24 protein-coding genes and 4 pseudogenes are annotated in these 25,723 nt (G+C 39.0%); 21 read left to right on the top strand and 7 right to left on the bottom strand.

The window, feature by feature from the left end; all coding sequences use genetic code 11:
• The first annotated feature begins 122 nt into the window (after nucleotides 1-122).
• The gene (locus D8793_RS06010; RefSeq protein ID WP_001019005.1) at nucleotides 123-1,004 is read left to right on the top strand and encodes a class II fructose-bisphosphate aldolase; all 882 of its coding nucleotides are present in this window, start codon (nucleotides 123-125) and stop codon (nucleotides 1,002-1,004) included.
• Between the two features lie 172 nt (nucleotides 1,005-1,176).
• Here D8793_RS06010 and D8793_RS06015 read toward each other — a convergent pair.
• Nucleotides 1,177-1,383 (bottom strand): annotated as a pseudogene (locus D8793_RS06015) (conjugal transfer protein); the annotation flags it as partial.
• Between the two features lie 429 nt (nucleotides 1,384-1,812).
• Between D8793_RS06015 and relB the strand changes: the two are divergent.
• From relB to D8793_RS06080, 12 genes and pseudogenes are all read left to right on the top strand, one after another.
• A complete protein-coding gene (relB, locus tag D8793_RS06025; protein WP_125371548.1) occupies nucleotides 1,813-2,154 on the top strand; it encodes a type II toxin-antitoxin system RelB family anti-toxin in 342 nt (113 codons plus the stop codon).
• 17 nt (nucleotides 2,155-2,171) lie between these two features.
• Nucleotides 2,172-4,253, top strand: coding sequence for an AAA family ATPase (locus D8793_RS06030; protein WP_260471121.1), 2,082 nt, complete (start codon nucleotides 2,172-2,174; stop codon nucleotides 4,251-4,253).
• Nucleotides 4,254-4,255: 2 nt separating this feature from the next.
• Nucleotides 4,256-5,440 carry an HNH endonuclease signature motif containing protein gene (locus D8793_RS06035; RefSeq protein WP_125383792.1) on the top strand — a complete coding sequence of 395 codons (1,185 nt, stop codon included), beginning with the start codon at nucleotides 4,256-4,258 and terminating at the stop codon, nucleotides 5,438-5,440.
• 119 nt (nucleotides 5,441-5,559) lie between these two features.
• Nucleotides 5,560-6,421, top strand: a pseudogene (locus D8793_RS06040) (ImmA/IrrE family metallo-endopeptidase).
• Between the two features lie 11 nt (nucleotides 6,422-6,432).
• Nucleotides 6,433-7,119 (top strand): XRE family transcriptional regulator, encoded by a 687-nt coding sequence (locus D8793_RS06045; protein WP_125371910.1) that lies wholly within the window; start codon nucleotides 6,433-6,435, stop codon nucleotides 7,117-7,119.
• 1 nt (nucleotide 7,120) lies between these two features.
• Nucleotides 7,121-7,654 carry a hypothetical protein gene (locus tag D8793_RS06050; protein WP_125383793.1) on the top strand — a complete coding sequence of 178 codons (534 nt, stop codon included), beginning with the start codon at nucleotides 7,121-7,123 and terminating at the stop codon, nucleotides 7,652-7,654.
• Between the two features lie 5 nt (nucleotides 7,655-7,659).
• Complete coding sequence (locus D8793_RS06055) at nucleotides 7,660-9,075, top strand: Y-family DNA polymerase (RefSeq protein ID WP_125371906.1); 1,416 nt, start codon at nucleotides 7,660-7,662, stop codon at nucleotides 9,073-9,075.
• Complete coding sequence (locus tag D8793_RS06060; protein WP_125371904.1) at nucleotides 9,072-9,434, top strand: hypothetical protein; 363 nt, start codon at nucleotides 9,072-9,074, stop codon at nucleotides 9,432-9,434. The genes D8793_RS06055 and D8793_RS06060 overlap by 4 nt, the downstream gene beginning before the upstream one ends.
• A pseudogene (locus D8793_RS06065) lies at nucleotides 9,427-9,665 on the top strand (DUF5960 family protein). The gene D8793_RS06060 and the pseudogene D8793_RS06065 overlap by 8 nt, the downstream one beginning before the upstream one ends.
• Nucleotides 9,666-9,832: 167 nt before the next feature.
• Nucleotides 9,833-10,597 (top strand): class I SAM-dependent methyltransferase, encoded by a 765-nt coding sequence (locus D8793_RS06070; protein WP_125371902.1) that lies wholly within the window; start codon nucleotides 9,833-9,835, stop codon nucleotides 10,595-10,597.
• Between the two features lie 175 nt (nucleotides 10,598-10,772).
• On the top strand, nucleotides 10,773-10,991 hold the full coding sequence (locus D8793_RS06075; RefSeq protein ID WP_125371900.1) for a TnpW family protein: 219 nt from the start codon (nucleotides 10,773-10,775) through the stop codon (nucleotides 10,989-10,991).
• Nucleotides 10,992-11,114: 123 nt separating this feature from the next.
• Nucleotides 11,115-11,471, top strand: a complete 357-nt coding sequence (locus tag D8793_RS06080) for an inorganic diphosphatase (protein WP_125371897.1) — start codon at nucleotides 11,115-11,117, stop codon at nucleotides 11,469-11,471.
• 227 nt (nucleotides 11,472-11,698) lie between these two features.
• On the opposite strand, the pseudogene D8793_RS06085 reads toward D8793_RS06080, so the two are convergent.
• Nucleotides 11,699-14,968, bottom strand: a pseudogene (locus D8793_RS06085) (LPXTG-anchored zinc carboxypeptidase).
• A 243-nt stretch (nucleotides 14,969-15,211) separates the two neighbouring features.
• Here D8793_RS06085 and D8793_RS06090 point away from each other — a divergent pair.
• The 6 genes from D8793_RS06090 (at nucleotide 15,212) to D8793_RS06120 (ending at nucleotide 20,010) form a co-directional block, all read left to right on the top strand.
• A complete protein-coding gene (locus D8793_RS06090) occupies nucleotides 15,212-15,478 on the top strand; it encodes an ACT domain-containing protein (protein WP_125371895.1) in 267 nt (88 codons plus the stop codon).
• A gap of 11 nt (nucleotides 15,479-15,489) precedes the next feature.
• On the top strand, nucleotides 15,490-16,827 hold the full coding sequence (locus D8793_RS06095; RefSeq protein WP_125371893.1) for a PFL family protein: 1,338 nt from the start codon (nucleotides 15,490-15,492) through the stop codon (nucleotides 16,825-16,827).
• Nucleotides 16,828-17,090: 263 nt separating this feature from the next.
• Nucleotides 17,091-17,792 (top strand): histidine phosphatase family protein, encoded by a 702-nt coding sequence (locus tag D8793_RS06105; RefSeq protein WP_125371892.1) that lies wholly within the window; start codon nucleotides 17,091-17,093, stop codon nucleotides 17,790-17,792.
• 109 nt (nucleotides 17,793-17,901) lie between these two features.
• Complete coding sequence (locus D8793_RS06110; RefSeq protein WP_125371891.1) at nucleotides 17,902-18,591, top strand: histidine phosphatase family protein; 690 nt, start codon at nucleotides 17,902-17,904, stop codon at nucleotides 18,589-18,591.
• Nucleotides 18,588-19,328, top strand: coding sequence for a M15 family metallopeptidase (locus tag D8793_RS06115; protein ID WP_312023595.1), 741 nt, complete (start codon nucleotides 18,588-18,590; stop codon nucleotides 19,326-19,328). The genes D8793_RS06110 and D8793_RS06115 overlap by 4 nt, the downstream gene beginning before the upstream one ends.
• 313 nt (nucleotides 19,329-19,641) lie before the next feature.
• Nucleotides 19,642-20,010 (top strand): EXLDI protein, encoded by a 369-nt coding sequence (locus D8793_RS06120; protein ID WP_125371887.1) that lies wholly within the window; start codon nucleotides 19,642-19,644, stop codon nucleotides 20,008-20,010.
• A gap of 95 nt (nucleotides 20,011-20,105) precedes the next feature.
• On the opposite strand, the gene D8793_RS06125 is transcribed toward D8793_RS06120, so the two are convergent.
• From D8793_RS06125 to gdhA, 3 genes are read right to left on the bottom strand one after another with little or no spacing between them, the layout of a single operon-like run.
• A complete protein-coding gene (locus D8793_RS06125; protein ID WP_125371885.1) occupies nucleotides 20,106-20,231 on the bottom strand; it encodes an NADP oxidoreductase in 126 nt (41 codons plus the stop codon).
• The gene (locus D8793_RS06130; RefSeq protein ID WP_125371883.1) at nucleotides 20,232-20,717 is read right to left on the bottom strand and encodes a GNAT family N-acetyltransferase; all 486 of its coding nucleotides are present in this window, start codon (nucleotides 20,715-20,717) and stop codon (nucleotides 20,232-20,234) included. It abuts the gene before it with no gap.
• A 30-nt stretch (nucleotides 20,718-20,747) separates the two neighbouring features.
• Entirely contained in the window at nucleotides 20,748-22,094 is a 1,347-nt protein-coding gene (gene gdhA / locus D8793_RS06135; protein ID WP_061594412.1) for an NADP-specific glutamate dehydrogenase, read from the bottom strand.
• 223 nt (nucleotides 22,095-22,317) lie between these two features.
• On the opposite strand from gdhA, the gene D8793_RS06140 reads away from it, so the two are divergent.
• Nucleotides 22,318-23,253, top strand: coding sequence for a dihydroorotate oxidase (locus D8793_RS06140; RefSeq protein WP_125371880.1), 936 nt, complete (start codon nucleotides 22,318-22,320; stop codon nucleotides 23,251-23,253).
• Between the two features lie 268 nt (nucleotides 23,254-23,521).
• Here D8793_RS06140 and yidC read toward each other — a convergent pair whose 3' ends face one another.
• Together yidC and D8793_RS06150 are read right to left on the bottom strand one after the other, a co-directional pair.
• On the bottom strand, nucleotides 23,522-24,442 hold the full coding sequence (gene yidC, locus D8793_RS06145) for a membrane protein insertase YidC (RefSeq protein WP_125371878.1): 921 nt from the start codon (nucleotides 24,440-24,442) through the stop codon (nucleotides 23,522-23,524).
• An 82-nt stretch (nucleotides 24,443-24,524) separates the two neighbouring features.
• Nucleotides 24,525-24,803 (bottom strand): acylphosphatase, encoded by a 279-nt coding sequence (locus tag D8793_RS06150; RefSeq protein ID WP_045498888.1) that lies wholly within the window; start codon nucleotides 24,801-24,803, stop codon nucleotides 24,525-24,527.
• Between the two features lie 141 nt (nucleotides 24,804-24,944).
• On the opposite strand from D8793_RS06150, the gene D8793_RS06155 reads away from it, so the two are divergent.
• Entirely contained in the window at nucleotides 24,945-25,685 is a 741-nt protein-coding gene (locus tag D8793_RS06155) for a TrmH family RNA methyltransferase (RefSeq protein ID WP_125371876.1), read from the top strand.
• Nucleotides 25,686-25,723 lie beyond the last annotated feature (38 nt).

Genomic DNA, 25,723 nt, shown 5'->3' on the forward strand with positions numbered 1-25,723 from the left:
TTCAAAAATTGCTTGGGAATTACTTAAAATTTCAGGAAAAACTAGCAATTTTAATGAAAAAGTGATAAAATAAACAATGTAAGTGGTTCATTCCACAAAAAATAAGAGGAGGCCTATTACAAATGGCAATCGTTTCAGCAGAAAAATTTGTCCAAGCAGCTCGTGACAATGGTTATGCAGTTGGTGGATTTAACACAAATAACCTTGAGTGGACTCAAGCTATCTTGCGCGCAGCAGAAGCTAAAAAGGCACCAGTTTTGATCCAAACTTCAATGGGTGCTGCTAAATATATGGGTGGTTACAAAGTTGCTCGCAACTTGATCGCTAACCTTGTTGAATCAATGGGTATCACTGTACCAGTAGCTATCCACCTTGACCACGGTCACTACGAAGATGCACTTGAGTGTATCCAAGTTGGCTATACTTCAGTTATGTTTGATGGTTCACACCTTCCAGTTGAAGAAAACCTTGAAAAAGCTCGTAAAGTTGTAGAATTTGCTCACGCAAATGGTGTATCAGTAGAAGCTGAAGTTGGAACTATCGGTGGTGAAGAAGACGGAATCATCGGTGATGGTGAATTGGCTCCAATCGAAGATGCTAAAGCAATGGTTGCAACTGGTATCGACTTCTTGGCAGCTGGTATCGGTAATATCCACGGTCCATACCCTGCAAACTGGAAAGGTCTTCATCTTGACCACTTGCAAAAATTGACTGAAGCTGTACCAGGATTCCCAATCGTATTGCACGGTGGTTCAGGTATCCCTGATGACCAAATCCAAGCAGCTATCAAACTTGGTGTTGCAAAAGTTAACGTTAACACTGAATGCCAAATCGCATTCGCTAACGCAACTCGTAAATTTGCTCGTGACTACGAAGCAAACGAAGCAGAATACGACAAGAAGAAACTCTTCGACCCACGTAAATTCTTGGCTGACGGTGTCAAAGCTATCCAAGCATCTGTTGAAGAGCGTATCGATGTATTCGGTTCAGAAGGTAAAGCATAAGAAGTTTGTAAAAGCTTGATATAACAGGGTTTATCCAATTTGGATAAGCCTTTTTTCTTTGTTTTGTCCTTGAATTGTCAAATTAAGGACACAATTTCACCATAAAATACTTCATAAGGAGTTTTCCTGTTGAGACTTTTTCGTGGCCTATTATTTAGTTTATCCTCCCACAGCGGATCTCTTCAGTGTTGACCTGAACAAATGATCTATCGGGATTTCGTTGTGTGTGATCTTCTTCAAAAATAATATCGAGTCCTTCGATACCACGGAAAGTCAGTTTTCCAAGAATCTCTGGGACGTTCAGACCGTCTGTAATAACGCGATAGGTTTTATTCACAATTTGTAGTTTTTCTCCATAGTTTAATCCAATTTTAGCCATGTAATTTATCCTTTCATTTCTTATTTTTTAAGTACCAATTTTTCAGCAAAGACATTGAGGGCAGGAGCAACAGAATTGCCGTTTTGCGCAACCAGTTCACTTTACTATTCGGAAAAGTGCGAAAGTCCGAAATGCGTGGAAGCCCACAAATACTTGTTTTAAATCTTCACTTCAACCATCAATGGACTTGACTTTTCCTATCAAAACATTTACAATAAAGGTACGAAGTTTATGTGATGTTCTGATGATCAGTCCTCTGGTTGTCAGACGCACTTTTTATTTAATTGTCAATGATCGTAATGCCGAAAGCTAGGCGTTATTATTTTTAAAACCGATATAACTAACAGCTATATTTATATTATATAACTGATGGTTATATCTGTCAAGGAATTATTTTGAAAAAATGAAAAATTTTTTTAGAGGTTTAAAATGGAATTTTCAGAACGCTTAAAAGAACTTAGGAGACAAGTAGGACTAACCCAAGTAGAGGTGGCGGAAAAACTAGGAATTTCGCAACCAGCCTATGCTTCATGGGAACGTGGTGTAAAAAAACCAACACAGGAAAATTTAGTTAAGATTGCACAGATTTTGAATGTTTCAGTGGATTATCTAGTTGGAAACTCAGAGGAGAAAGTTGATGAACTAGATAATATTGAGTTGCTTTTCCGTATGAATTCAAAAGGATTGACCGAAGAAGAAAAAGAAGTCTTCAGGAAAGAGTTGATTGAGTTTATGGAGGAGCGGAAGAAAGTATTTGATAAAAGTAAATAGAATTATTTAAAGGTATAATGAACAAAACTATGGAAATTTTGAATATTATTGAACAAGTGAAGAAAGAATATCATGAGATTGATTGGTTTGACGGTTTGCCTGTAAAGAGGGATGGGGGATATGAAATAAAGGTTAACTTTGATTTAGAACTCTGGCGAAGAGATGACAAATACGATGTTAGAAAAATCTTGCTTATTTGTCATCTTCAAAATTCTGATAGTAGCTTGGCTAACTATATAATGATTGGTGAACTTAAAACTAAATCTAAATTATCTGATAGCTATATCTTATTGAAATTGGAAAACTTAGATGAATCGCAGGAGGAGCAGGATTATTTTCAACATAATCAAGATTGTTTTAAATTGCATTTCATTAGAATAGCCCAAAAGAAGGATAGAGTATTAAATTATGTGAGTAGTATTGTTGCTTTTAAAAATTTTGGTGATTTTATAAACGAAGTTTCTATATCAGAAGATAATTGGGATGATTATGGGTACCGTCAAATCTTTAGTATTAATGTTTGGTTGGAAGAATTCACGCTACATAGTAATCCTCGTAGTGAAGAAATGATAAAGTATATGAACACTGGGAAAGAAAAACCAAACATTGAAAATCTATGTACACTAGGAAATAGAGGATACTATGAATTTCTAAAAAAATATCTTCCGTATAATGTTCGTAAAGAGTGGTTTGAAAGAGTCAATGACCTTTCTTTTAATCTTGAAGAGTTATCAAGGATTTCTAAGTATTATAAAGAACATTCGGACTTAAAAGGGGAAAGCCTTAATCTTCGCCCACCCAAGGGTTACTTTAATAGTTTCTTTTATAATTCTTTCTTACGAACAACAACGTTAAAGGAAATAAGGGATATATTTCATCCATTAACAATATTTGGAAAACCAGGCAGTACTCACTCTGATGATGTTAGGTTAAAAAATTCAGTTGATGATAATGTTTCAGAAATCAAGTATTTATTTGAGGATAATGGTGTATCTAAAGGTCAAATAACTTTTGAGAAAGATAAAACTTCTTACTTACCTATGAATGTTTATGGAATTGTTGGCGGCAATGGAAGTGGGAAATCATACAAAATAGAAGAAATTATTAAAAAACATATTAAAAATGATAATAATTTTTCCCAGCTAATTCATTTTTCGCTAAGTCCGTTTGATAATGTAATTGAAGTTGATAATATAAAACTAACTGACGTGCATAAGGATCAAGAGGGTAGTATTATATACGAAAAAGTTGGATTTGTATCTGTAAAAACCCCCTTAATAGAAACTGTAATAAATAAATTAGAATTATTAAACTTAGAGGAAATTAAAAATTCTTTTGTTGAAAAATACAAAAACAATGAGGAAAAGAAATTACTAGACGATAGCAACAAATTATTAAATAATAAAATTCATGAAATTAATATTGGAGATAGTTTTCGTTGGTACATTCAGTCTCTACTTCTTGACTTAGTTGCATCTGAAGAAAAACTTGAATTATGGGAAAAAGCTTTATGCTATTTTTCTTTTGAACCGTGGGCACAGGATATTAGAGCCGCTTTTTGTGATAGAACCATTGAATTATCCGATTTCGAAAAGATTAGCAAACTAAGTTCGGGTCAAGCTACTATTCTACTGTATTTAACTAAACTAGTTTTTTGTGTTAATCAAGGAAGTTTGGTAATATTTGATGAACCTGAAACTTTTATGCACCCACCTATGATCAAGTCTTTCATTAGGGCTGTTTCTGAAATAGTTAATAAAGTAGGAGCTTTTTGTTTAGTTGCAACACATTCGCCTGTAGTTATTCAAGAAATTCCTCATTGTAATGTATATAAGTTGGATTCGAATCATAACATATCATCAACTATTTATAAGACTTATGGGCAAAATTTGGACGCTTTATATAAGAATATATACGGTGTAGAATTACAAAATACAGGATATAATAGCTTACTTATAGAAAGAGTAAAAGATCCGGAACGTAAAAACAATCCCTTATTATTTAAGACTGATATTCCTTATTTAGGCGATGAAGCTTATTTAAAATATCTGCTCCTTAAAGATGAGATATTGGAGTATGAGTTAGAAGAGGATGATTAAATTTGAGAAAAGTTAGTATAGACAATCTACCTACTATTGATAAAATAATCGAAGTTTTGCCAAGTTCTATAGAAGACCAAGATAAACAAAGTCTGAAATCGTACCTGAATAACTTAGATGAAAAATATCAAGAGAACATTGCTTCAAAATTATATGACATAGATATTGAAAATCTGAATCGACCTACTTTTTTTGATTATGATAAGGCAGAATATTTATACAATAATTATATTCGAAAGGAAGAAAAAGAAGTATTTATTTCATTTCCAACAGTAAAGAATATTCATAATATTGATATATGTCCGATTTGCGAGGGTGTTCTTTCGACAAAAGTAACATTAGAACACATTATTCCTAAAGGATCTAAAGGAGATTTTCGTTTTGCTATCTTACCTATTAATTTAATTAAATGTTGTGTAGAATGTAACACTTCAAAACATCAAGTAAAATCTGATAATGAAAATAATAGTGAGATTAATCCGTATGCGGTAGATTTTCGAATTGAAGAATATTTTAATGTTGATTTAGTGGAAGAAAGAGGAGGGATTTCTCCAAGAATTAATTTTTCTTTTCATCAAAATTGTTTCGATAAAAGAATTGAAAATTTTATAGACATCTATAATCTTGAAAAGACTTATAATCATCGCTTAAAGTTAGAGTATCAAAAAATCATTTCAACGTTATCCAATAATCCTGAAATTTTTAGAAGTACATTACTAAATTGTTATTTAACCAATTTAAAGGAATCATACAAAGTTAATATGGAATATGAGAAAAGTAATAGTTTTTATTGGATAGATCAAAATTATTTCGGCTTTCAAATTTGTGATAAATTAATAAATTATTGTCAAAGAAACCAAAACATTCTAGAATGCTTCAGAAGTGATATTAAGCGACTACGTTATAATCCCAATGAACTGGTATTTGAAAATAATGACTTTTTTACAGAATTTGAATCTGTAACTAATCAAATTAAATTAATTGAGTTTGTGTTAAGTAATGAAACGGATATAAAAAAATATTTTTATCACTTAAAAAAATATTCAGTAGATTTCAGCTTTCCTAATTTGTACAAAGATGTGGACTCGAATAAAAAAGATATAATTGAAGCTATTCTAAAATACTATCTTGAAACTAATAAAAGTTTCGAAACTTTTGGGGAGAAAATTTCTAATATCCTTGAATAGAAGTCACAACAGAATCAATCTTTTTAAAACTAGGTGGACAATTGTCCACTTTTTTTGTATACTAAACTCAACCAAATTGATTTAGTTTAGTAATTAATACTTAAAGGAGGTATCATTCTTTGGATGAATTGTATACAAGAGTAAGTAGTGCAACAAAACAAGTGTTATATCAGTACATGAAGAATAATGATATCTCGTTACTAAATTATAATTTCACTTATTTTTTTCAACATTGTATTCAGAAGAACCAAATCCAAGTGATTAGTCACCACTTCTCAAATCGCAAGATAGAAGGTTTGACAGTAGTTGATGAGTTAGGTGTTAGTTTTTCTTATGAGCGAGATAATCCAAAAAGTAAAACAAAATTTCACACTTTGTCATGAGTTAGGACATTTTATTCTTAAACACGAGGGAAATTATTTTACAGAATCAATAGATAATCAGGAAAATTTACTAGAACGGGAGGCTAATATTTTTTCAGCTGTGCTATTAATGCCTGACGTTGTTCTTTTATCAAAAATCTATTATAGTTGTGAGACTTTTCAACAAGTTCAAGAAAGTCTTGAAGTTTCGAAACAAGCATTGTTTTTTCGTCTTTTAGATTTGCTAAGAGAATATTGTTCTGATAAAGAGAGTGAAATTAAGCAAGCGATTGATGCATATATTGACGGGCAGAATTCTTCAATCCTCCTCTTATTTCAAAATATAAAAGAACAAATTATCGAGGAATTCAATCAATATAAACCTTCTCGTATTAATCAGATTAAGCAGGCTGTTAGTAAAACAGGGTTTGAGACTAGCCAAGATTTTCCAGAATTATTGANTCAGAAAAATTGGAAGAAAATTAAGGAAAATAGTATCAATCTAAAAACGTGGCTTGTTTATAATAAGGGAAAGTCGATTGTCTATGTTTGGNATAAGGAAAAGTTCTCAGATGAAGCGGCCAAGAAAAAAGCAGAATTGCAGTTATTATTAATGTGAGGTGAATGATGATGTATCAACCAGAAAAATTGAAAGCTCGTAGAAAAGAGCTAAAACTGACCCAAAAAGAAATTGCAGATCAATTGGGAATAAGCTATCAGGCCTATTCAGCATGGGAACGTGGAGTAAAAGCACCTTCTAAGGAAAAAGTAAGTCAGTTAGAACAAATCCTTAGTGTACCCAAAGGCTATTTTACAGAAATTGAGATAGTCCGTTTGTATAATACACTATCGAGTAAAGGTAAAGCTCAAGTGGTTACTTATGCTAGAGAACTAGTTCAAAAAGAGCAGTCACAAAAGGTTATGCCGATATCAAAAAAACTTTACGAATACCATATTTATGAAAAAATGTCTGCTGGTATCGGAGCTTCCGTTTATGATGATCGAAATTATGATACTGTTTATTTTGATGAAGAATTGGCTCATGATTTTGCTTCCTGGGTATCTGGAGATTCAATGGAACCTAAATATCATAATGGTTCAGTAGCTCTTATCCGTGAGACTGGTTTTGATTACGATGGAGCAGTTTATGCGGTTGTCTGCAATAATCAGACATATATCAAACGAGTCTATCGTGAAGAAGGCGGCCTACGATTGGTTTCAATTAACCCTAAATATAAGGATATTTTCATTTCTTATGACGAAGATCCAAGGGTAGTTGGGATTATTGTAGGAAACTTTGTGCCGATGGAGGGATAATATGGAAAAATTTGATTTGTCGTATAAATGGGATTATTATTTATCTAAGGCAACTCTGTACTTTATTTTTTTTTATATGAATTCCTTACGAGGTAAGGTAGTATGGTTGCTTTTTATATTTATGGCATTCAATTTTCTTTATTTTTCAAGGGATATTGATAGTCGACCAAATACTTGGAAAGATTTTTATGAAGAATATGTTTCTGACTTTTATATTCAATTACTCATATGTTTAGGGCACTTTGCTTTTAGAATAAAAGACTCGGCTGGAACGTGGGAGGAATTAGGAATCACTTATATAATTTTAGCTCTATCATCTTATTCGATTATATTAATCAGATATTTTAAAAATAGATGTATAGGCATATGCATAGGTTTGGGTTCTTTTAGTATTCCAACTCTATTTTTATCATCTATCAGGAATATATTATGTATGACTATTAATTATTATTTAATATCAACATTTCTGTTGTTAATATGTTGTTTTGTTTATAAAATGCTGGAAGTACGGCAAGATAGTAGAAAGAAAGAATAAATTATATGGGCTATTTTGATTATTCAAGGGAGCCAAAAAGTGACATTGCTTTTATAGATATGAAGTCCTTCTATGCTAGCGTAGAGTGTGTATCAAGAGGTCTACATCCTCTAAAGACTTCCTTATGTGTTATGAGCCGAGCGGATAATTCAGCAGGTCTTATTCTAGCATCTTCTCCCATGTTCAAGAAGGTATTTGGTAAGTCCAATGTGGGACGCTCTTATGATTTGCCATTTGATATTAATACCAGAAGGTTCTCTTATTACAATGCTAAAAGACAAGGCTTGAGAACAGATCCTGATTATATAAGATTTATAGAAGAGTGGGCCAAAGTTACATTAATAGTTCCACCTAGGATGGATGAATACATAGCTGTAAATATGGAAATTCAAAGGATATTTCAAAATTATGGAAGTCCTGACGATATTTACCCCTATTCCATTGATGAAGGTTTTATTGATCTTACAAGTTCACTAAACTATTTTATTTCAGACAAGAGTATTTCTAGGAAAGATAAGCTAGATGCCATTTCTGCAAAAATTCAAAGGGATATTTGGAGAGAAACAGGGATCTATTCAACTATAGGAATGTCTAATGCAAATCCACTTCTCGCAAAGTTAGCTTTAGACAATGAAGCAAAGATAACACCTACAATGCGGGCAAACTGGTCTTACCAAGATGTTGAAAGGAAAGTTTGGAATATCCCCAATATGACAGATTTTTGGGGTATTGGGAAACGCATGGAAAAACGTCTGAATAGTTTAGGGATTTATTCAATCAAAGAGTTGGCCAATACTAATCCAGACATGTTAAAGCAGAATTTGGGAGTGGCAGGGCTTCGATTGTGGTTCCATGCTAATGGAGTGGACGAAAGTAATGTTCATACCCCCTATAAACCAAAGTCTAAATGTTTAGGAAATTCTCAGGTTTTACCACGGGATTATGTGGAGCAAAGAGAAATTGAGATTGTACTACGAGAAATGGCGGAACAAGTCGCTATTCGTCTAAGGCGAGCAGGTAAGAAAGCAACTGTTGTCGCTATACATTTAGGTTACTCTAAACAAGAAAACAAACGTTCTATCAATACCCAAATGAAGATAGAACCAACAAATAATACGGATATACTCACAAACTATGTTTTGAAGTTATTTCATAACAAATACACTTCGGGAGCAATCCGAAATGTGGCAGTCAGCTATTCAGGATTTGTGGATGGATCCTATGGATTGATTTCACTATTTGATGATGTTGACAAAGAAGAAAAAGAAGAAAGGCTCCAGGTAGCTATTGACTCTGTTAGAAATCAGTTTGGCTTCACCTCTCTATTGAAGGCAAACTCATTAGATAAAGCATCTAGAAGTATTGCGAGAAGTAAACTGATAGGAGGTCATTCTGCTGGAGGATTGGATGGATTAAAATGATTGATCGTTCTTACTTACCATTTCAATCAGCACGAGAATATCAAGATCCTGGCATGCAAAAGTGGATGGGCTTCTTTTTATCTGAACATACCACCTCACTAGGTGAAGAGAAAAATCGTATTGATTTATCTAGTAACTTGGATAAGGCTGAAAAGCTCTTGTTGCTTTCTCAGCTTTATATTGGACAGCTAAAAGGGCGACTTACCGTCAAATACAAAGCTCAAAAAGTCACCATCATAGGAGAAGTTAGAGAATTATGTAGAAAAGAAATATCCGTCAAAACGAGTGACGGATATAAGTTAGTTCAGCTAGATGATATCCTACAAATTCATCTTTTGGAGAAGGTAGCAAATGAGTAGAAAAGAACTCTTTGAGAATAAGTTGCAGATGGCTTATTCTCAGATGACTATATCCGATTTGAAGAAGATTTCCAAAAATATTCAGCTATGGATGTGCTACTGACATTTTTGATTGATGATATTCTTAGAACAATGGCTATTAATCAAAAAAACTATTTCAAACTCAATAAAGAGAATGCAAAAGATGGGAGAGATCATTATTTTTATTTTAAAGTGATTAAAGAAAAATAATCTTTGGTTCGATATTTTAAATATAGGAAAAATAAATTTTAAAAATACTAATTAAGAAAATATTGAAATAATAGTAATTGAACATATGGTATAATAGAATGAAATCAAGTGATGGGAACTCATCTAACCTAAATCTAAACAGTATAAAATTACGAGGAGATTATAAGATGACCGATTATATAAAATTAAATGAAGATAGATGGAATAATGTAAAAAATGACTACACTGAGCCGTTGACACATGAAGAATTAGAAGAAGCCAGAAATAATCCCATTTCTGTTGCCTTAACTGTTGGAAAAAAAGTTCCGAAAGAATGGTTTGAAAAAGCCAGCGGAAAAAAGATATTAGGGTTAGCTTGTGGTGGTGGACAGCAGGGACCAGTTTTTGCTATAAAAGGTTATGATGTAACCATAATGGATTTTTCTAAATCACAATTACAAAGAGATGAGTTGGTTGCTAAAAGAGAAGGCTTAAAAATCAATACCGTTCAAGGCGATATGACAAAACCATTTCCATTTGAAAATGAAACTTTTGATATTATTTTTAATCCAGTTTCAAATGTATATATAGAAGATTTAGAAAACATGTACAAAGAAGCTTCTCGAGTATTAAAAAAGGGTGGATTGTTAATGGTCGGATTTATGAATCCTTGGATATATATGTATGATGCTGACACTGTATGGGACAAACCTGATGAGGAATTACTTTTAAAGTTTTCAATACCTTTTAATTCAAAAGAGCTTGAAGAGGAAGGCAAGATAACCATAAATCCAGAATATGGATATGAATTTAGCCATACCTTAGAAAGTCAGATTAGAGGACAACTCAAAAATGGTCTCGCTATGATAGATTTTTATGAATCGTGTGACAAAAGACATAGATTATCACGTTATGGAAATGATTATATAGCTACACTCTGCATCAAACTATAATATTATAGAATATACTTCAGGGGAATAGCCCGTTTCATTTTCTATAAGGGTTAAAATCTAAATCCCAGTTTGTCGAAGTAAAACAATTAAATAAAATTAAAGCGAGGAAGTAAAAGCAAATAGCCGCTACTTCCTTTTTTTGTTGTCAAACATTCAAAAACGGAAAGGAGAATTTATGAAAGAACTGAAAAATCCAGATAAAAAAGGCAGTAGCACAAAGAGAAAGATTGGAAAGACAACCTATGAGCTTCTTGTCCATTTCAATGAAAATGCAACTGAAATAATGCTGAGGGAGCTTAGGAGAAAATTGGATGAAAAAAAGATGATTTTGATTAAAAAGTCCTTGACAAGTAGCAACGGGAAAAACAGCGAAGTATATTCTAATTTTATGTAGTGCAAGGCTTGCATAATATAGGAAATATAAACGAATAATCAGGCTATAGATAGAAAATCTCGCTCCAGCGGGATTTTTCTTGTATAATGAAGCTAGAAAGTAGCTGATGGAGGTAAAGAAAGGTTGAAATGCAAGGAAAAGATATTTAGTGCTGTCATTGATCGGCCGGTCGGTTTTAAAGATTCTTTTGGGAATGTCTATCTGATTAACTATGGCTATATCCCTGAGCTAATGGGTGGAGATGGCGAAGAGCAGGATGTGTATATTATTTCCCGTGACCAGCAGCAGCCTCTGGAAAATTTTACAGGAAAGTTGGTTGCTATCATCCATCGGCGTGATGATATAGAAGACAAGTGGGTCTTGGCTCCTGCTAATGAGGAGATTGACAAAATTTTGATAGCGGAGCAGACTCAATTTATGGAGCAGTATTTTGATTCTTGGATTGAGATGGTGGAAGAGAGCAATGATTCAAGGCCCTAAAATCCATGATAAAGACCAGAAAACGGCTCTTGTGAGCGCTATTTTAACTGATTTAGGTTAATAATGAAAGTCTATATTCGATTAAGCTTTCCTCAATATCAGATAAAATTGCAAGATGGTCAGTCACGAAAAAAATCGCATGGATGAACCTAAAATGATTTGTCCATGCGATTTTTATATTTAAGGAACTATCGTAAGTAAAGGTTTATCTAGCAGAATAGAAATTCTTACGCTTCTTTCTTTTTGAGCAAGATGAGGCCACCACTTGTAGCCAGAAGAATCGTTGCAACTGTGAAGAGAGCAGAGTTTTCCTTGCTTCCTGTTTGTGGGAGCTGGGCCTGTTGTGTATTTGTTGCTTTTTGAGCTGCAGCGGTAGGCTGTGCTTCGCTTGTTTTCTGAGCGAGGCTTTCTAGTTGCTCTTCTTTTGCTTTCGGAGTTGTCGGTTTGTCGGCTGGTTTGCCTGCTTGTTTTGGTTGAGGTTTTTGGTTCAAAATTTCAACAATTTTGACACTTGGTTTATGAGTGACAGGCATATCTTTCAGCTCAGCCAATTGATTGCCAAAGACAGCGTTCGATACCCAACGGTAGAAGTGAATGGTATGTAGACGATTGGTTGGATTTCCAGCATAAACGAAGAGTGGATGTTCCTTGTAATTACCAGAAATAGCAACGATTTTATTGGCTAATTTTTCGTTGCCTGGCCACCAGCCTGCAATGTAATAGTCACTGTCTGCAATAGTCGCCAAAGTCTTGAAGTTGGCAGGAGCTTTTGCGATCCAGTTTCCAGAATTAGAATAGAAGAGATCATTCTTCTTATAGCCGCTAGTCAATGGATCTTTGTCGTCTATAATAGCCTTCATCAGACCTTCAAAATCGCTACCGCCGGAGAATCTTTCCGCATCAAATCCATCTAGAACACCCAGTTTTTCAAGGCGTTGCATAGCAGAGCCACCCACTACAATGGTTGGTTTGCGACCAAGAATAGACTTGTCAAATTTGTTGCTTTCAAGGACGATGACATCAGCTTCATCAGGCGTATCGACAATATCAAAGCCTAGATTTTTCAGTGCCAGAGCGGTATGAGTAGGTGAGTCCACTCCTGCCCAGTAGAATTGATGAGGGGGTGCATAGACCTTCAGTGCTTTTAAGCTTGGCCCTTCCGGAACCTTATACAAGGCATCTCCATAAATAGCATAATCACCTAAAAGATTTGCAAAGGTTGATGTATCAACGATATAGCCATCTTCTGTCAGATAGACCTTCTTACCTTGGCGAATAGCTTGGTTGACAGCTTTGACTGCGCTGTCAGATGTATTAGCGATGACATAGTAAGGTGCTGAGTAGTTGATATCGCGCGTCCGAGTAGCACGGAGAGCAGTGACTTCGCCGAGTTTGCCATCAAAGAGTTTATCTTTAAAGATAGGTTCAGCTTTAAAGCCTCTCATATCTGGGAAGTTTACCAAAAGTTCAGCATACATGGCAGCCCAAGCAGATTCGTTTGAACCTTTATAGAGGATATGGTTGGCATAGCCACGCTTAGCTTGAGCCATATCGACAATTAGGTCGCCCTTCTTATAGTTGCCAACATCTTCCTTCAATTCTTGAATGACAACACCATTTCTCTTGAAGTATTCAATCATATTAAAGGCTTGTTGGGAATCATTGTCTTTGTCGAGCCCCATAGGGATGACATAATAGTCAGGGAAGAATTTTTTCTGACCATCTTTTACCCGTCCAACAACCTTGCCGTCAGGTCCGACCAATTCATTTTCAGCTTTTGGCTCTTCAACCTTGTTGATGCCACGGAGATAGAAGTTGAGGCGCATTTCCATGAGCTTGTCAGGATCTTGGGACAGGTAAGAGATACCTCCAAGGACAGCGTGATAGCCAGCCTTATAGGATTCCTGATTGCCCTCAGGGATTTCAATGGTATGTCCTAATATGCCGTGGTACATGGCATAGACACCAGTGTAGCCTGAGAAGGAGTCATCCCAGCCATCGCCCCAGTCTAGTTTAGGGATGATATAGCTGCCATACTTAGAGTTAGCGACGCCGGCACGTCCCATGTGGTGGGCATTTTCCAGCATATTTTTTGACAGAAGGTCGTATTCAAAGTTTGGATCATGCGGCGGTGTCGCTGGCTCGATCAAGAATTCTTTAACGAATCCATGAATGTCATAAAGTGCAATTGGATTCCATTTGTTAATGAGTCCAGCTACAGTACGGGTTTCTGGGTTAGCCTGATAGCTAGTGTCGCGGTTTGGATCGATTCCGTTGGCAAGAGTACGCGTATTGGCAACATCTCCGTCAGGATTTTCAGTAAAGTCAAAGAGGAAAATAAATTTCTTGAGGAGTTCTTTGACATTGAGGGTGATATTTTTAGCAGCACCGTTGGCATCAGTTGTTTGGAAGGAAATTTGCTCCTTGGTCGCAAAAGTATTGAAGAGCCCAGTGATGATGTCGATGGCTGGCTGTTCGTCAGCATGGGTGTTATTGATAAGGACTGGAAGTTTATAGTCCAGCGTACCATTTTTCAGAGCAGCTAACATTTCAGCTGGTTTGATCAAGGCCTGCGGATTAGTTGTGCTGAGATAGTCGTCAATGCTCTTTTGGTCGGAGCTGATGATACCCAACTTGATATCGCGACCCTGAGCACTCTTTCCGATGTTCTCAATCTGTACCAAGCGATCCGTTTTAGCATCTTGGAGACTCTTTTCAATAGCTGCCAGCATTTCATCGTGGGTATGGAAATCTTCGTAGGGACGAAGGACAATATTCTTGCGAATAGTCAGGCCAAGATCTTCGCTGGTTCCGACTAATTCATGAGTTCCCATAAAGTTGCGGTAGGTTCTACGGATATTGTTTGGTGTCCGCAGGCTTAAGTCTTGCCCAAATAATTCATTAAATTTGAGGGAAACTTTGAGGTCATTTCCATTAGCTTTTTCTTCGACAGTGACAAATGGGTCGCCTGTGAAGGTGCCGTCCTCCATCTTCCAAGTTTTCCACTCGCTAATAGGCTTGTTGTCCAGTGTCCAAGTGATTTTACCAGCTTGCGCTCCTTGCTCTTGAATAGTTTCTTCAATACTAGCTTTTTCGGACATATAAACCTTACTGTCGGCAAGCTGAACCTTGTTTTCTTGGGAGCTAGCTGCGCGGACTTCTGTTTTAGTTGTAGTATCCAGTTTTTGGCTAGCATCAGCTGCTTTTTCATCTAGGGCTGTAGAAGGAAGACTTGGAGACTTGCTGTCCGTAGCTTCAGATGGGCTACTTTTCTCTAGTGGTTAAGCTTGTGGAGTATCCGAAGTTTCTTCAGCTTTCTCTGTACTTGCAGGTGTAGGCTGTTCCACAAGAGTACTGATTTTGCTGCTGTCTTGCGGAGGTTCAGCAGGGTTAAGCGTATCAGCTGCCGCATTTCCTTGAGTTAAAACGGCCAATAGAACCGCAGCGGATAGGCTGAGGGCTTGTGTATATAAGCGTTTCTTATAAGAATTTTTCATAAGAAACCTCCTTTTTAATGTGTTCTTAAATTCAGTATAACAAAGTTTGAAATCGTTTACAAACAAAAACATAGATAAAAAATAAACTTCTAACGAAAGGATGAGATATGTGTAATTTCTGAAGAGTATCTGAGTCTGATATTTAAACAGCCCGCGATATTCGCAGTTTGGGTTTCTGCAAATTCATGCAAAAAACAGGCATTTATGCTACAATATTAGCAATAAAGATGATTGGAGCAAACGATGAAAGCGATTATTACGGTTGTTGGAAAAGATAAGGCAGGGATTGTGGCTGGTGTAGCTAGTAAAATTGCCGAGCTAGGGCTCAATATTGACGATATTTCTCAAACTGTTTTGGATGAGTTTTTTACCATGATGGCTGTCGTGTCTAGCGACGAAAAGCAGGATTTTGCAGCGCTTCGTAGTGAGTTTGAGGCCTTTGGTCGGACCCTCAATGTCAAAATCAATATTCAAAGTGCAGCCATTTTTGACGCTATGTACAATATCTAAGGAGAGGGCGCATGGATATTAGACAAGTTACAGAAACCATTGCCATGATTGAGGAGCAGAATTTTGATATTCGGACTATCACCATGGGCATTTCTCTCTTGGACTGTATTGACTCGGATATTGAGCGGGCAGCGGATAAGGTGTACCAAAAGATTATGACCAAGGCTAAAGATTTAGTTTCAGTCGGGAATGAGATTGCAGCTGAGCTGGGGATTCCCATCGTCAACAAGCGGGTCTCAGTGACTCCAATTTCTCTGATTGGGGCAGCTACGGATGCTACGGACTATCTGCCTCTGGCTCATGCTCTGGATCGGGCAGCAAAAGAAATCGGTGTGGACTTTATCGGTGGCTTTTCTGCCTTGGTACAAAAAGGCTATCAAAAAGGCGATGAAATCCTCATTAATTCTATTCCGCGTGCTTTGGCTGAGACGGACAAGGTCTGCTCCTCTGTCAATATCGGCTCAACCAAGACTGGCATCAATATGACGGCAGTTGCGGATATGGGGCGGATTATCAAGGAAACAGCCCAGCTTTCTGACATGGGGGCGGCCAAGTTGGTCGTCTTTGCCAATGCGGTAGAGGACAATCCTTTCATGGCGGGCGCTTTTCATGGTGTCGGTGAAGCGGATGTGGTCATCAATGTCGGTGTTTCTGGGCCAGGTGTTGTCAAGCGAGCCTTGGAAAAGGTCCGTGGTGAGAGCTTTGATGTGGTGGCTGAAACGGTCAAGAAAACGGCCTTCAAAATCACCCGTATCGGCCAGTTGGTCGGTCAGATGGCCAGCGAGCGTCTGGGCGTCAAGTTCGGGATTGTTGACTTGAGTTTGGCGCCGACGCCAGCAGTCGGGGATTCAGTGGCCCGTGTCTTGGAAGAAATGGGTTTGGAAACAGTCGGTACCCACGGTACGACAGCGGCGCTTGCCCTGCTCAATGACCAAGTCAAAAAAGGCGGTGTCATGGCCTGCAATCAAGTGGGCGGACTATCTGGTGCATTCATTCCTGTTTCTGAAGATGAGGGCATGATTTCAGCTGTGCAAAATGGCTCGCTCAATCTAGAAAAGTTAGAAGCTATGACAGCAATCTGCTCGGTCGGTTTGGATATGATTGCCATTCCAGAGGAAACGCCAGCTGAGACCATCGCAGCCATGATTGCGGATGAAGCAGCGATTGGTGTCATCAATCAAAAGACGACTGCTGTGCGGATTATTCCGAAGGGCAAGGAAGGCGAAATGATTGAATTTGGCGGACTCTTGGGAACAGCTCCAGTCATGAAGGTCAATCAGGCTTCGTCAGCCGCCTTTATCGCGCGGGGTGGTCAGATTCCAGCGCCGATTCACAGTTTTAAAAACTAAGCAATAGGAGGCTGGGACAAAATCCTAGCCTCTCAATTGTCTTTGGATTGTCGAGCAAGACGAAGGGATTGAGTGGGCTCTACTAGGCTGATTTCATCAGCTTTTACAGCCCTACTCAACTGTGCGGAGGTGGGACGACGAAATCGAATTCTAACGAATTACTGATTTCTGTCCCACTCTCTTTCCCTCTGTCTTGCTCAGTCAAATGCGAGATAAATAAGCCACTCTTAGTTGGGTGGCCTTGATGAGAAAAGGAGACATTCATGGCAAAAACGAAATTATACATCATCCGGCATGGGAAGACTATGTTTAACACCATTGGTCGAGCTCAGGGCTGGTCGGACACTCCCTTAACTGAAGAAGGTGAACGTGGCATCCGTGAGCTAGGGATTGGGCTAAGAGAGTCTGGTTTGGAATTTACCAAGGCTTTCTCAAGCGACTCTGGTCGAACTATTCAGACCATGGGGATTATCCTAGAAGAGCTGGATTTGGTCGGGAAGATTCCTTATAAGTTTGACAAGCGCATCCGAGAGTGGTGCTTTGGGAGCTTTGACGTGGCCTATGGTGGCGATCTTTTCCGTGGAGTGATTCCAAGGGTGCGTGACACCGATAATTATAAAGAGCTGACTTTCCCAGAATTGGCAGACGGCTTGGTTGAAGTGGATACGGCTGGCTGGGCTGAGCCCTGGGAGCAACTGAGCGAGCGGATTTTAGCTGGATTTACAGCTATTGCCCAAGAAGTGGAAGCCGCTGGTGGAGGCAATGCTTTGGTTGTCAGCCATAGTATGACCATTGGGACTTTTGCCTACCTGCTGGACAAATCCATTAGCAAAAATCCTGAGGTTGACAACGGCAGTGTGACAGTTGTTGAATATGAAAAAGGGCAATTTACGATTCAGATCTTGGGAGATGTATCCTATCGTGAAGTTGGTGCCAAAATTTTGGACGCTGAAATAAACAGTTAAAAGAAATCATGGAAATAGTTGAGTTTTATTGAGCTGTCTTCTTTCAATCTTAGAAACTGCTTTTTTTCAGAAACGTGATATAATGAGAGGAGAATAAGGGGGGAAGTGTATGGCAAAAACAAGATTATACCTCATCCGGCATGGCAAAACGATGTTTAATACAATCGGACGAGCTCAGGGCTGGAGTGATAGTCCGTTGACAGCAGAAGGTGAACGTGGCATCCATGAACTAGGAATTGGTTTGCGAAAAGCGGGTATTGATTTTAAACTAGCTAGATCCAGTGATTCGGGTCGAACCATTCAGACCATGGGAATTATTCTGGAAGAGCTGGGCTTGACTGGAAAGATTCCTTATAGGTTTGACAAGCGCATTCGAGAGTGGTGTTTTGGCAGTTTTGATGGTGGCTATGATGGCGAGCTCTTTATGGGGGTCATGCCTAGGGTCTTTAATATCGATCATGTCCATCAACTCAGCTATGCCGAGCTGGCAGAAGGTTTAGTAGAAGTCGACACGGCTGGCTGGACTGAGAATTGGGAAAAACTCAGTGGCCGAATTTGGCAAGGCTTCTCAGAGATTGCTGAGGAGCTGGAGGCTGCGGGCGGTGGCAATGCTTTGGTAGTTAGTCATGGCATGACCATCGGAACTTTTGTCTACCTTATTAATCGCATGCAACCTCATGGCCTAGGCAATGGTAGTGTGACCATCGTAGACTATGAAGATGGACAATTTTCGGTTGTTTCCATCGGTGATATGTCCTATCGTGAAGTTGGAGCGAAAGAGCTGGAGGACAAGGCTTGAGAAGAGGTCGCCACGAAAGAAAGAGAAAACTCTCTTTGTTTCGACTAATAAATAGGCTCTTATTTCTAGGAATTGGGATCAGTTTGCTGTTTGCTCTATTGCGAGTGCAAGATATGGATGAAGACTTCTTAACTTTTATTAGTCGTGGTTTGGGAGTCTGGACCTCTGACTTGCCCAAGGTGTCAGTTGATGATTGGGAGTTGACTTTAATCAATCGTAACCATTTACAGGAAGAGTCTCATCCTAAGTTGACCCAAATCGATGATATTCAGGTAGATAGTCGTATTGCTGCAAATACCAGACAATTTTTAGCTGCAGCTCGAACCATTGCACCAGGAGAAACCTTGATTTCGGGTTATCGTAGCCGAGCAGAGCAGACAGAGCTCTATGAAGAAGCGCTAGCCTTGGCCGAAGAAGAGGGCTTATCTCGGCAAGAAGCGGAGCAAGAAGTGCAAAAGCGGATCCAGCTGCCAGGCGCCAGCGAGCATCAGACAGGCTTGGCGATTGATATGAGTGAGCCAGAAGGTCAGAATGATGAAGTAGCACATAAGATTGCAGAAATTGCCCCTAAATACGGCTTTATTCTGCGCTATCCTGAAGGGAAAAGCGATATTACTGATGTGAATTTTGAAAATTGGCACTATCGTTATGTTGGCGTAGAGTCGGCCCAATACATGCAAAAACATCATCTAGTTTTAGAGGAGTATCTGACTCTTTTGAAAGAGTCAGCTCGGTAAAGTGTCACAATCCATTGATAGACAAAAAATCAGCTGCTCAAATGAGCAAGCTGATTTTAAGGCTCTTTGTCAACTGTAGTGAGTTTCAAAAAGTTACTAGAATTTTGATATAAATTCAATTTTCTTATTGACCCTGACCTTGGGGAAGGGGGATACTAATACAAGATAAGAAAGGAGAATATTATGCAAATCAATATGATTCGTTCAGAAGAAGCAATTTTAGAGGCGACGAAAGACTTTTGGAAATGATACATTTTTGCTTGAAAATCTACCAGAACCTGATATAATGTAGGTAGTTTCTGGAGGTATCAGTATGCATTACAAAAGAATTGAGTTAAAAGTCACAAATCAAGGTATCCATGAGCGCAAGATTTTTCAGGGTGTTAAGATTTTCAGCCGCAGCAAGCTGTCCAAAGATCAGAAAAGCATTCTGACGCAGAAGATTTACCTGACACCGAAGCAAAACATTGTTTACTATCAACGGACAGATGTCAACTATGACCAGAACTGGCACCATAAGAAGGATTATTACGAACTAACTTATGGCCAGTTGGACAGAGAAACTGTCTTTAAGGTTTGCCAAGATTTTGACGAACTAAGTCCTTTCCTGGAGAATGAGCTGCTTGAGAAGCTAAAAGAAAAGCAGTCAGCAGGCAAATTTTTTGAAAAATTAGATATATAAAAATCCGACTGCTTTTATAAGCAGTCGGATTTCTTTGAGTTATAGTTAAATAGTACTTAAACAGGACCTTGCGCAATCATAGCGTTGGCCACGTTTTAGAAAGCAGCAATGTTAGCACCAGCCAGGTAGTCTTTGTCAAGTCCGTAAGTTTCAGCGGTAGTTTTAGCTGTGTTGAGGATGTTGGTCATGATGTCTTTGAGACGACCAGAGTATACTAACATCTATTCATCTGGTAAGAGGGATTTTATCATCCAGATATTCATAGCTGGATGTCCGGCGGAGTTAGTAAGTGGTTGTTGCAGTGATGTGAAACTATAGTGTTGATAGATGGACACAGCCGTAGCCAGTTCAGTAGCGGTTTCTAGATAAAGCTGTTCATAACCTGCTAGACGTGCTTCTTGGAAAATCTGCTTTATCAGCCGACTGGAATAACCTTTGCCACGACTATTTTTAGTGACATACAATTTTTGTAATTCAGCAATCTTATCAGAAACAGGTGCAAAGCCACCACAGCCAACCAGCTGACCTTCGTCTTCCAGAACAAAGTAAGCTGCCCTCTCTTGCTGTTGATAATAGTCGGCCAAATGATCCAGATGAGAATCAAAGTAGACAGTTCCTGGTTTGTCAAGCCCGAATTCTTCTAGGCTAGCTCGAATGAGCTGCGCTACAGCTGGATTGTCTCTCATTTCTATTGGCCGTAAGTTCATGATAGTCCTCCGATAGGATGTATCGACTAATTAAACAATACCTTGTGCAATCATAGCGTTTGCTACGTTTTCGAAGGCAGCGATATTTGCTCCTGCAAGGTAATCAGTACCAAGTCCGTATGTTTCAGCAGTTGTTTTAGCTGTGTTGAAGATGTTGGTCATGATGTCTTTGAGACGGCCGTCCACTTCTTCACGAGTCCATGAGAGGCGAAGGCTGTTTTGGCTCATTTCAAGGGCAGATACAGCTACACCGCCAGCGTTGGCAGCTTTGGCTGGTCCATAAAGGATTCCGTTTTCTTTATAGACTTTAATCGCATCAAGGTCACTCGGCATGTTGGCACCTTCTGATACGCAGATAACACCTTGAGCAACCAAACGTTTAGCCGCTTCACCATTGATTTCGTTTTGAGTCGCACATGGAAGAGCAATATCGTAGTTACCAGCGTAAGTCCATACAGAACCTTCATGGTAAGTAGCAGTTGCTTTTTCAGCAGCATACTCAGTCAAGCGAGCACGGCGTTTCTCTTTGACATCTGTAAGGAGGTCGAAGTCAATACCATTTTCGTCGATGACATAGCCGTTTGAATCAGATACTGAGATAACAGTAGCGCCAAGTTCAGTCGCTTTTTGAAGAGCATATTGAGCTACGTTACCAGAACCGGAAATCACCACTTTCTTACCAGCAAAACTGTTACCATTTGCTTTGAGCATTTCTTCAGTATAGTAAACCAAACCGTAACCAGTAGCTTCTGGGCGAATCAAGCTACCACCGAATCCAAGAGGTTTACCAGTCAAGACACCAGCATCAAATTGGTTAAGGCGTTTGTATTGACCGTAGAGGTAGCCAATTTCACGTCCACCAACACCGATATCACCAGCTGGGACGTCAAGTGATGGTCCGATGTATTTTTGCAATTCAGTCATGAAGCTTTGGCAGAAGCGCATCACTTCAGCATCAGTCTTACCTTTAGGATCGAAGTCTGATCCCCCTTTACCTCCACCGATTGGAAGTCCAGTCAAGACGTTTTTAAAGATTTGCTCAAATCCGAGGAATTTCAAGATCCCTTGGTTTACAGTTGGGTGGAAACGAAGTCCGCCTTTATATGGTCCAACAGCTGAGTTGAATTGAACACGGTAACCACGGTTGACTTGCACTTTTCCATCACGGTCAACCCAAGGAACACGGAAAGAAATCACGCGCTCAGGCTCAGTGATACGTGCCAAGATGTTTTCTTCGATATACTCAGGGTGTTTTTCAAATACAGGTTCCAAAGTGCTGAAGAATTCTTCAACCGCCTGGAGAAATTCGGCCTCATGCCCGTTACGAGCTTTCACAGTTGCAAATACGCTTTGGATATATTCTTTAGCAGATGTCATATCGTTCTCCTTTTTGTTGTTATATTTTATTACACGAGCCATTATAGCAGAATTTTTTTTGAGTGTAAAGAAAAAAGTTGAATTTTCTGAAAATTTCCATAATATTTTTTTGAAGATTCTAGGTGGAAATGCCGAACCTTTTGCTAGAAAATTAGGATAAATTTTTTATAGGAAGAATTTTAATGATATAATAGAGAAAATTAAGGAATAAGAGGTCAAGATAATGACGACAACCAAGACAAAAATTACAGGTTTTGAATTTGATAACTGCCTGATGAATGCGGCAGGAGTGGCTTGTATGACAGTGGAAGAATTAGAAGAAGTCAAAAACTCTGCTGCAGGAACCTTTGTGACAAAGACGGCGACGCTGGACTTTCGTCAGGGAAACCCAGAGCCTCGCTATCAGGATGTGCCATTGGGTTCTATCAACTCCATGGGCCTGCCCAACAATGGTTTAGACTACTATCTTGACTACCTGCTGGAACTCCAGGAAAGCGAACCAAATCGCACTTTCTTCCTCTCTTTGGTCGGTATGTCGCCAGAAGAAACCCACATCATTCTTAAGAAAGTTCAGGCAAGTGAATTTAAAGGGATTACTGAGCTTAATCTCTCCTGCCCCAATGTTCCTGGCAAGCCGCAGATTGCTTATGATTTTGAAACGACGGAAAAGATTTTGTCAGAGGTTTTTGCTTATTTCACTAAGCCATTGGGAATCAAGCTGCCACCTTACTTTGATATTGTACATTTTGATCAGGCTGCCGCGATTTTCAACAACTATCCGCTCAAATTTGTCAATTGTGTCAACTCGATCGGAAATGGTCTTTATATAGAAGATGAGTCAGTGGTCATTCGTCCGAAAAATGGTTTTGGCGGTATTGGCGGCCAGTACATCAAGCCGACTGCTTTGGCCAATGTCCATGCCTTTTACCAACGCCTGAAACCGGAAATCCAAATCATCGGAACAGGTGGTGTCCTGACGGGGCGTGATGCCTTCGAGCATATCCTCTGTGGTGCTAGTATGGTGCAAGTAGGAACAACCCTTCATAAAGAAGGCGTGGCAGCCTTCGAGCGCATCACCGCCGAACTCAAGGCGATTATGGAAGAAAAAGGCTATGAAAGCCTAGAAGATTTCCGTGGAAAATTGAAGTATATTGATTAAAAGTTTAAGAAAGAGAGAGTGGGACAGAAATCGCTAATTCGTTAGAATTCGATTTCATCGTCCCACCTCCGCACAGTTGAGTAGGGCTGTAAAAGCTGATGAAATCAGCGTAGTAGAGCCCACTCAACCACTGCGTCTTGCTCGACAATCCAAAGACAATTGAGAGGCTAGGACTTTTGTTCCAGCCTCTCTTTTAGTATTGTTAGGGGGAATAGAAAAAGCCCTCCAAGATTAGATAGGAAATCTTGGAGGGAGATGGATAATTTATTTATCTAGAACGTTGTTTACCAGCGTTGCGATTCTTTTTCTTTTTATTGTTTTGAGTGATTGCTTGGCTCGCTTTTGGTGTCACATCCTTGATGCGGCCTGCATTGCTCATGGCTTTCGGAGGATTCTTTTCATATTCTTCAGCTACTTGCTTTCTAATCCGCGGACGAAGCAAGTAGTTAATGATGAATTGTTGGATAATTTGAACGAAACCACCGACTACCCAGTAGAGCGTCACAGCTGCTGGTGACATGAAAGAGAAGACTACGATCATAATCGGGCTCATGTAAGTTGCACTCTTCATCTGCGCTTTTTGGGTCTCATCTTCGATACCATGTAGGGAGAGAAGTGACTGGATGTAGTAGAGTACACCGACAATGAGAGTCAAGGCTAGACTAGGTTTTCCAAGATTGATGCCAAGGAATGTACTGCTGGCTACACCGTTTGTGTATTGGGCAGCAAAGAAGAGGGCTGAGAAGAAAGGCATTTGAATGAGTAGAGGGAGGCAGCCGATACCGCCAAACATACTCAGACCATTTTCTCTTTGAGCAGCCATAAGTTCTTGCTGCGCTTCTAGTTTTTCTTCTTGAGTTTCGGCATTATTGATTCGTTCTTGGATAGGGGCAAAGATGGGCTTGAAGTAGTTCATCTTTTCTGACTGAAGAGTAGCCTTCCAAGACTGATAGATTCCCAGTGGGAAAATAATCAGCCGCACGATGAGTGTAACGATAATAATCGCTAGACCATAACCGAGGCCTGAATTCTTAGCAAAGAACTGGATGCTATCTGCCATAGGCCGACCAAGCACGTCCCAAATAATACCAGAAGGATTACCGGCCTTGTCTCGTCCGACACACCCTGTCAATAATAGTAGGAGGGACAAGCTCATTCCAGAGAATAAAATACGTTTAAATGTTTTCACGAGTTCATTTCCTTTGTTTCTAAAAAAATAATACCTATCTATTCTACTGTTTTTTAAGGAAATATACAATAGTTCTCCAGACCTAATTTGCAATTTTAAAGTCAGTATAGGAATCAAAATTGGCCATGGTGACATCTAAATAGCTGACTCTTGAAAAAGGAGTTGGTCCCTTGCGGATTTCTTGAATGAACTTGGCCATGAGGGCAGAGCTTTCAGCTTGAGCCAAAATTTCGACTGTACCGTCGTCATTATTCCAGACACGACCGGTAATCCCGCCAATCTGCAAAGCAAGGGAGTAAACGCCCCAACGAAAGCCGACGCCTTGGACTCGTCCTTGCGCAATCATTCTTACTTTTTGCATCGTTACCTCCTTTTGTAGCGGTTTGAAACTCGCTTCTCAGCCCATAGCGTAGCGAGCAGTTGCTTGCTGGAGACAATATTTTCTCTGAAGCTAAGTCTAGAGGATGAGTTCAAAACCGCTAGATTGTGTTATAATGTATTTATGAATATTATAACCTCAAAAGCCAATAATGTGGTAAAAAAAGCTAAAAAGCTGCATCAAAAAAAATATCGTAGCGAGTCGTATTTGATTGAGGGCTGGCATCTTTTTGAGGAGGCTCTGGCCAGTCAGGCACGGATTCTGCGAATTTTTGCCTTGGCAGAGTACGAAGAGCGCTTGGCAGCATTTTCCCAGACGATTTTTGTCAGTCCTGAGATTCTGAGTGATTTGGCAGATAGTAAGACACCTCAGGGAATCGTTGCAGAATTAGCCTTTGAGGAGCAAACGATTCCAGAAAAGCTGGAAGGTGCCTATCTCTTTTTAGAAGATGTGCAGGATCCTGGTAATGTCGGAACCATCATCCGAACAGCGGATGCGGCGGGTTATCAAGGAGTTTTCATCTCTAGCCACTCCGCTGACATTTACAATCTCAAAACCTTGCGTTCTATGCAAGGTAGCCATTTTCATCTACCCATTTATCGCGTGAGCAGAGAGGATATGCTGACGTTGGCTCGTCAGAATGACTTACAGATTTTGGCTTCGACTTTATCAGAAGATTCTGTGGATTATCAAAAGGTCGAAAAACATGAAGATTTCCTCTTAGTCATGGGTAATGAAGGGCAAGGAATCAGCCAAGAGATGACGGAGGTGGCTGATGTTTTGGTTCATATTTCCATGAAGGGGCAGGCTGAAAGTCTTAATGTTGCTGTGGCAGCCGGCATTCTGATGTTTGCTTTAAGCTAGCTTTTAGAAATCTCTCTATAATAAAACTAAATGGAGGT

This window comes from Streptococcus cristatus (assembly GCF_003943465.1).
Lineage (GTDB): Bacteria > Bacillota > Bacilli > Lactobacillales > Streptococcaceae > Streptococcus > Streptococcus cristatus_C.

Excerpts from the sequence above, each read along its gene's own strand:
- D8793_RS06010 (WP_001019005.1), top strand. The coding sequence starts at position 123 with ATGGCAATCGTTTCAGCAGAAAAATTTGTCCAAGCAGCTCGTGACAAT.
- relB (WP_125371548.1), top strand. The coding sequence starts at position 1,813 with ATGGAATTTTCAGAACGCTTAAAAGAACTTAGGAGACAAGTAGGACTA.
- D8793_RS06030 (WP_260471121.1), top strand. The coding sequence starts at position 2,172 with ATGAACAAAACTATGGAAATTTTGAATATTATTGAACAAGTGAAGAAA.
- D8793_RS06045 (WP_125371910.1), top strand. The coding sequence starts at position 6,433 with ATGTATCAACCAGAAAAATTGAAAGCTCGTAGAAAAGAGCTAAAACTG.
- D8793_RS06050 (WP_125383793.1), top strand. The coding sequence starts at position 7,121 with ATGGAAAAATTTGATTTGTCGTATAAATGGGATTATTATTTATCTAAG.
- D8793_RS06055 (WP_125371906.1), top strand. The coding sequence starts at position 7,660 with ATGGGCTATTTTGATTATTCAAGGGAGCCAAAAAGTGACATTGCTTTT.
- D8793_RS06060 (WP_125371904.1), top strand. The coding sequence starts at position 9,072 with ATGATTGATCGTTCTTACTTACCATTTCAATCAGCACGAGAATATCAA.
- D8793_RS06070 (WP_125371902.1), top strand. The coding sequence starts at position 9,833 with ATGACCGATTATATAAAATTAAATGAAGATAGATGGAATAATGTAAAA.
- D8793_RS06075 (WP_125371900.1), top strand. The coding sequence starts at position 10,773 with ATGAAAGAACTGAAAAATCCAGATAAAAAAGGCAGTAGCACAAAGAGA.
- D8793_RS06090 (WP_125371895.1), top strand. The coding sequence starts at position 15,212 with ATGAAAGCGATTATTACGGTTGTTGGAAAAGATAAGGCAGGGATTGTG.
- D8793_RS06095 (WP_125371893.1), top strand. The coding sequence starts at position 15,490 with ATGGATATTAGACAAGTTACAGAAACCATTGCCATGATTGAGGAGCAG.
- D8793_RS06105 (WP_125371892.1), top strand. The coding sequence starts at position 17,091 with ATGGCAAAAACGAAATTATACATCATCCGGCATGGGAAGACTATGTTT.
- D8793_RS06110 (WP_125371891.1), top strand. The coding sequence starts at position 17,902 with ATGGCAAAAACAAGATTATACCTCATCCGGCATGGCAAAACGATGTTT.
- D8793_RS06120 (WP_125371887.1), top strand. The coding sequence starts at position 19,642 with ATGCATTACAAAAGAATTGAGTTAAAAGTCACAAATCAAGGTATCCAT.
- D8793_RS06125 (WP_125371885.1), bottom strand. The coding sequence starts at position 20,231 with ATGTTAGTATACTCTGGTCGTCTCAAAGACATCATGACCAACATCCTC.
- D8793_RS06130 (WP_125371883.1), bottom strand. The coding sequence starts at position 20,717 with ATGAACTTACGGCCAATAGAAATGAGAGACAATCCAGCTGTAGCGCAG.
- gdhA (WP_061594412.1), bottom strand. The coding sequence starts at position 22,094 with ATGACATCTGCTAAAGAATATATCCAAAGCGTATTTGCAACTGTGAAA.
- D8793_RS06140 (WP_125371880.1), top strand. The coding sequence starts at position 22,318 with ATGACGACAACCAAGACAAAAATTACAGGTTTTGAATTTGATAACTGC.
- D8793_RS06150 (WP_045498888.1), bottom strand. The coding sequence starts at position 24,803 with ATGCAAAAAGTAAGAATGATTGCGCAAGGACGAGTCCAAGGCGTCGGC.
- D8793_RS06155 (WP_125371876.1), top strand. The coding sequence starts at position 24,945 with ATGAATATTATAACCTCAAAAGCCAATAATGTGGTAAAAAAAGCTAAA.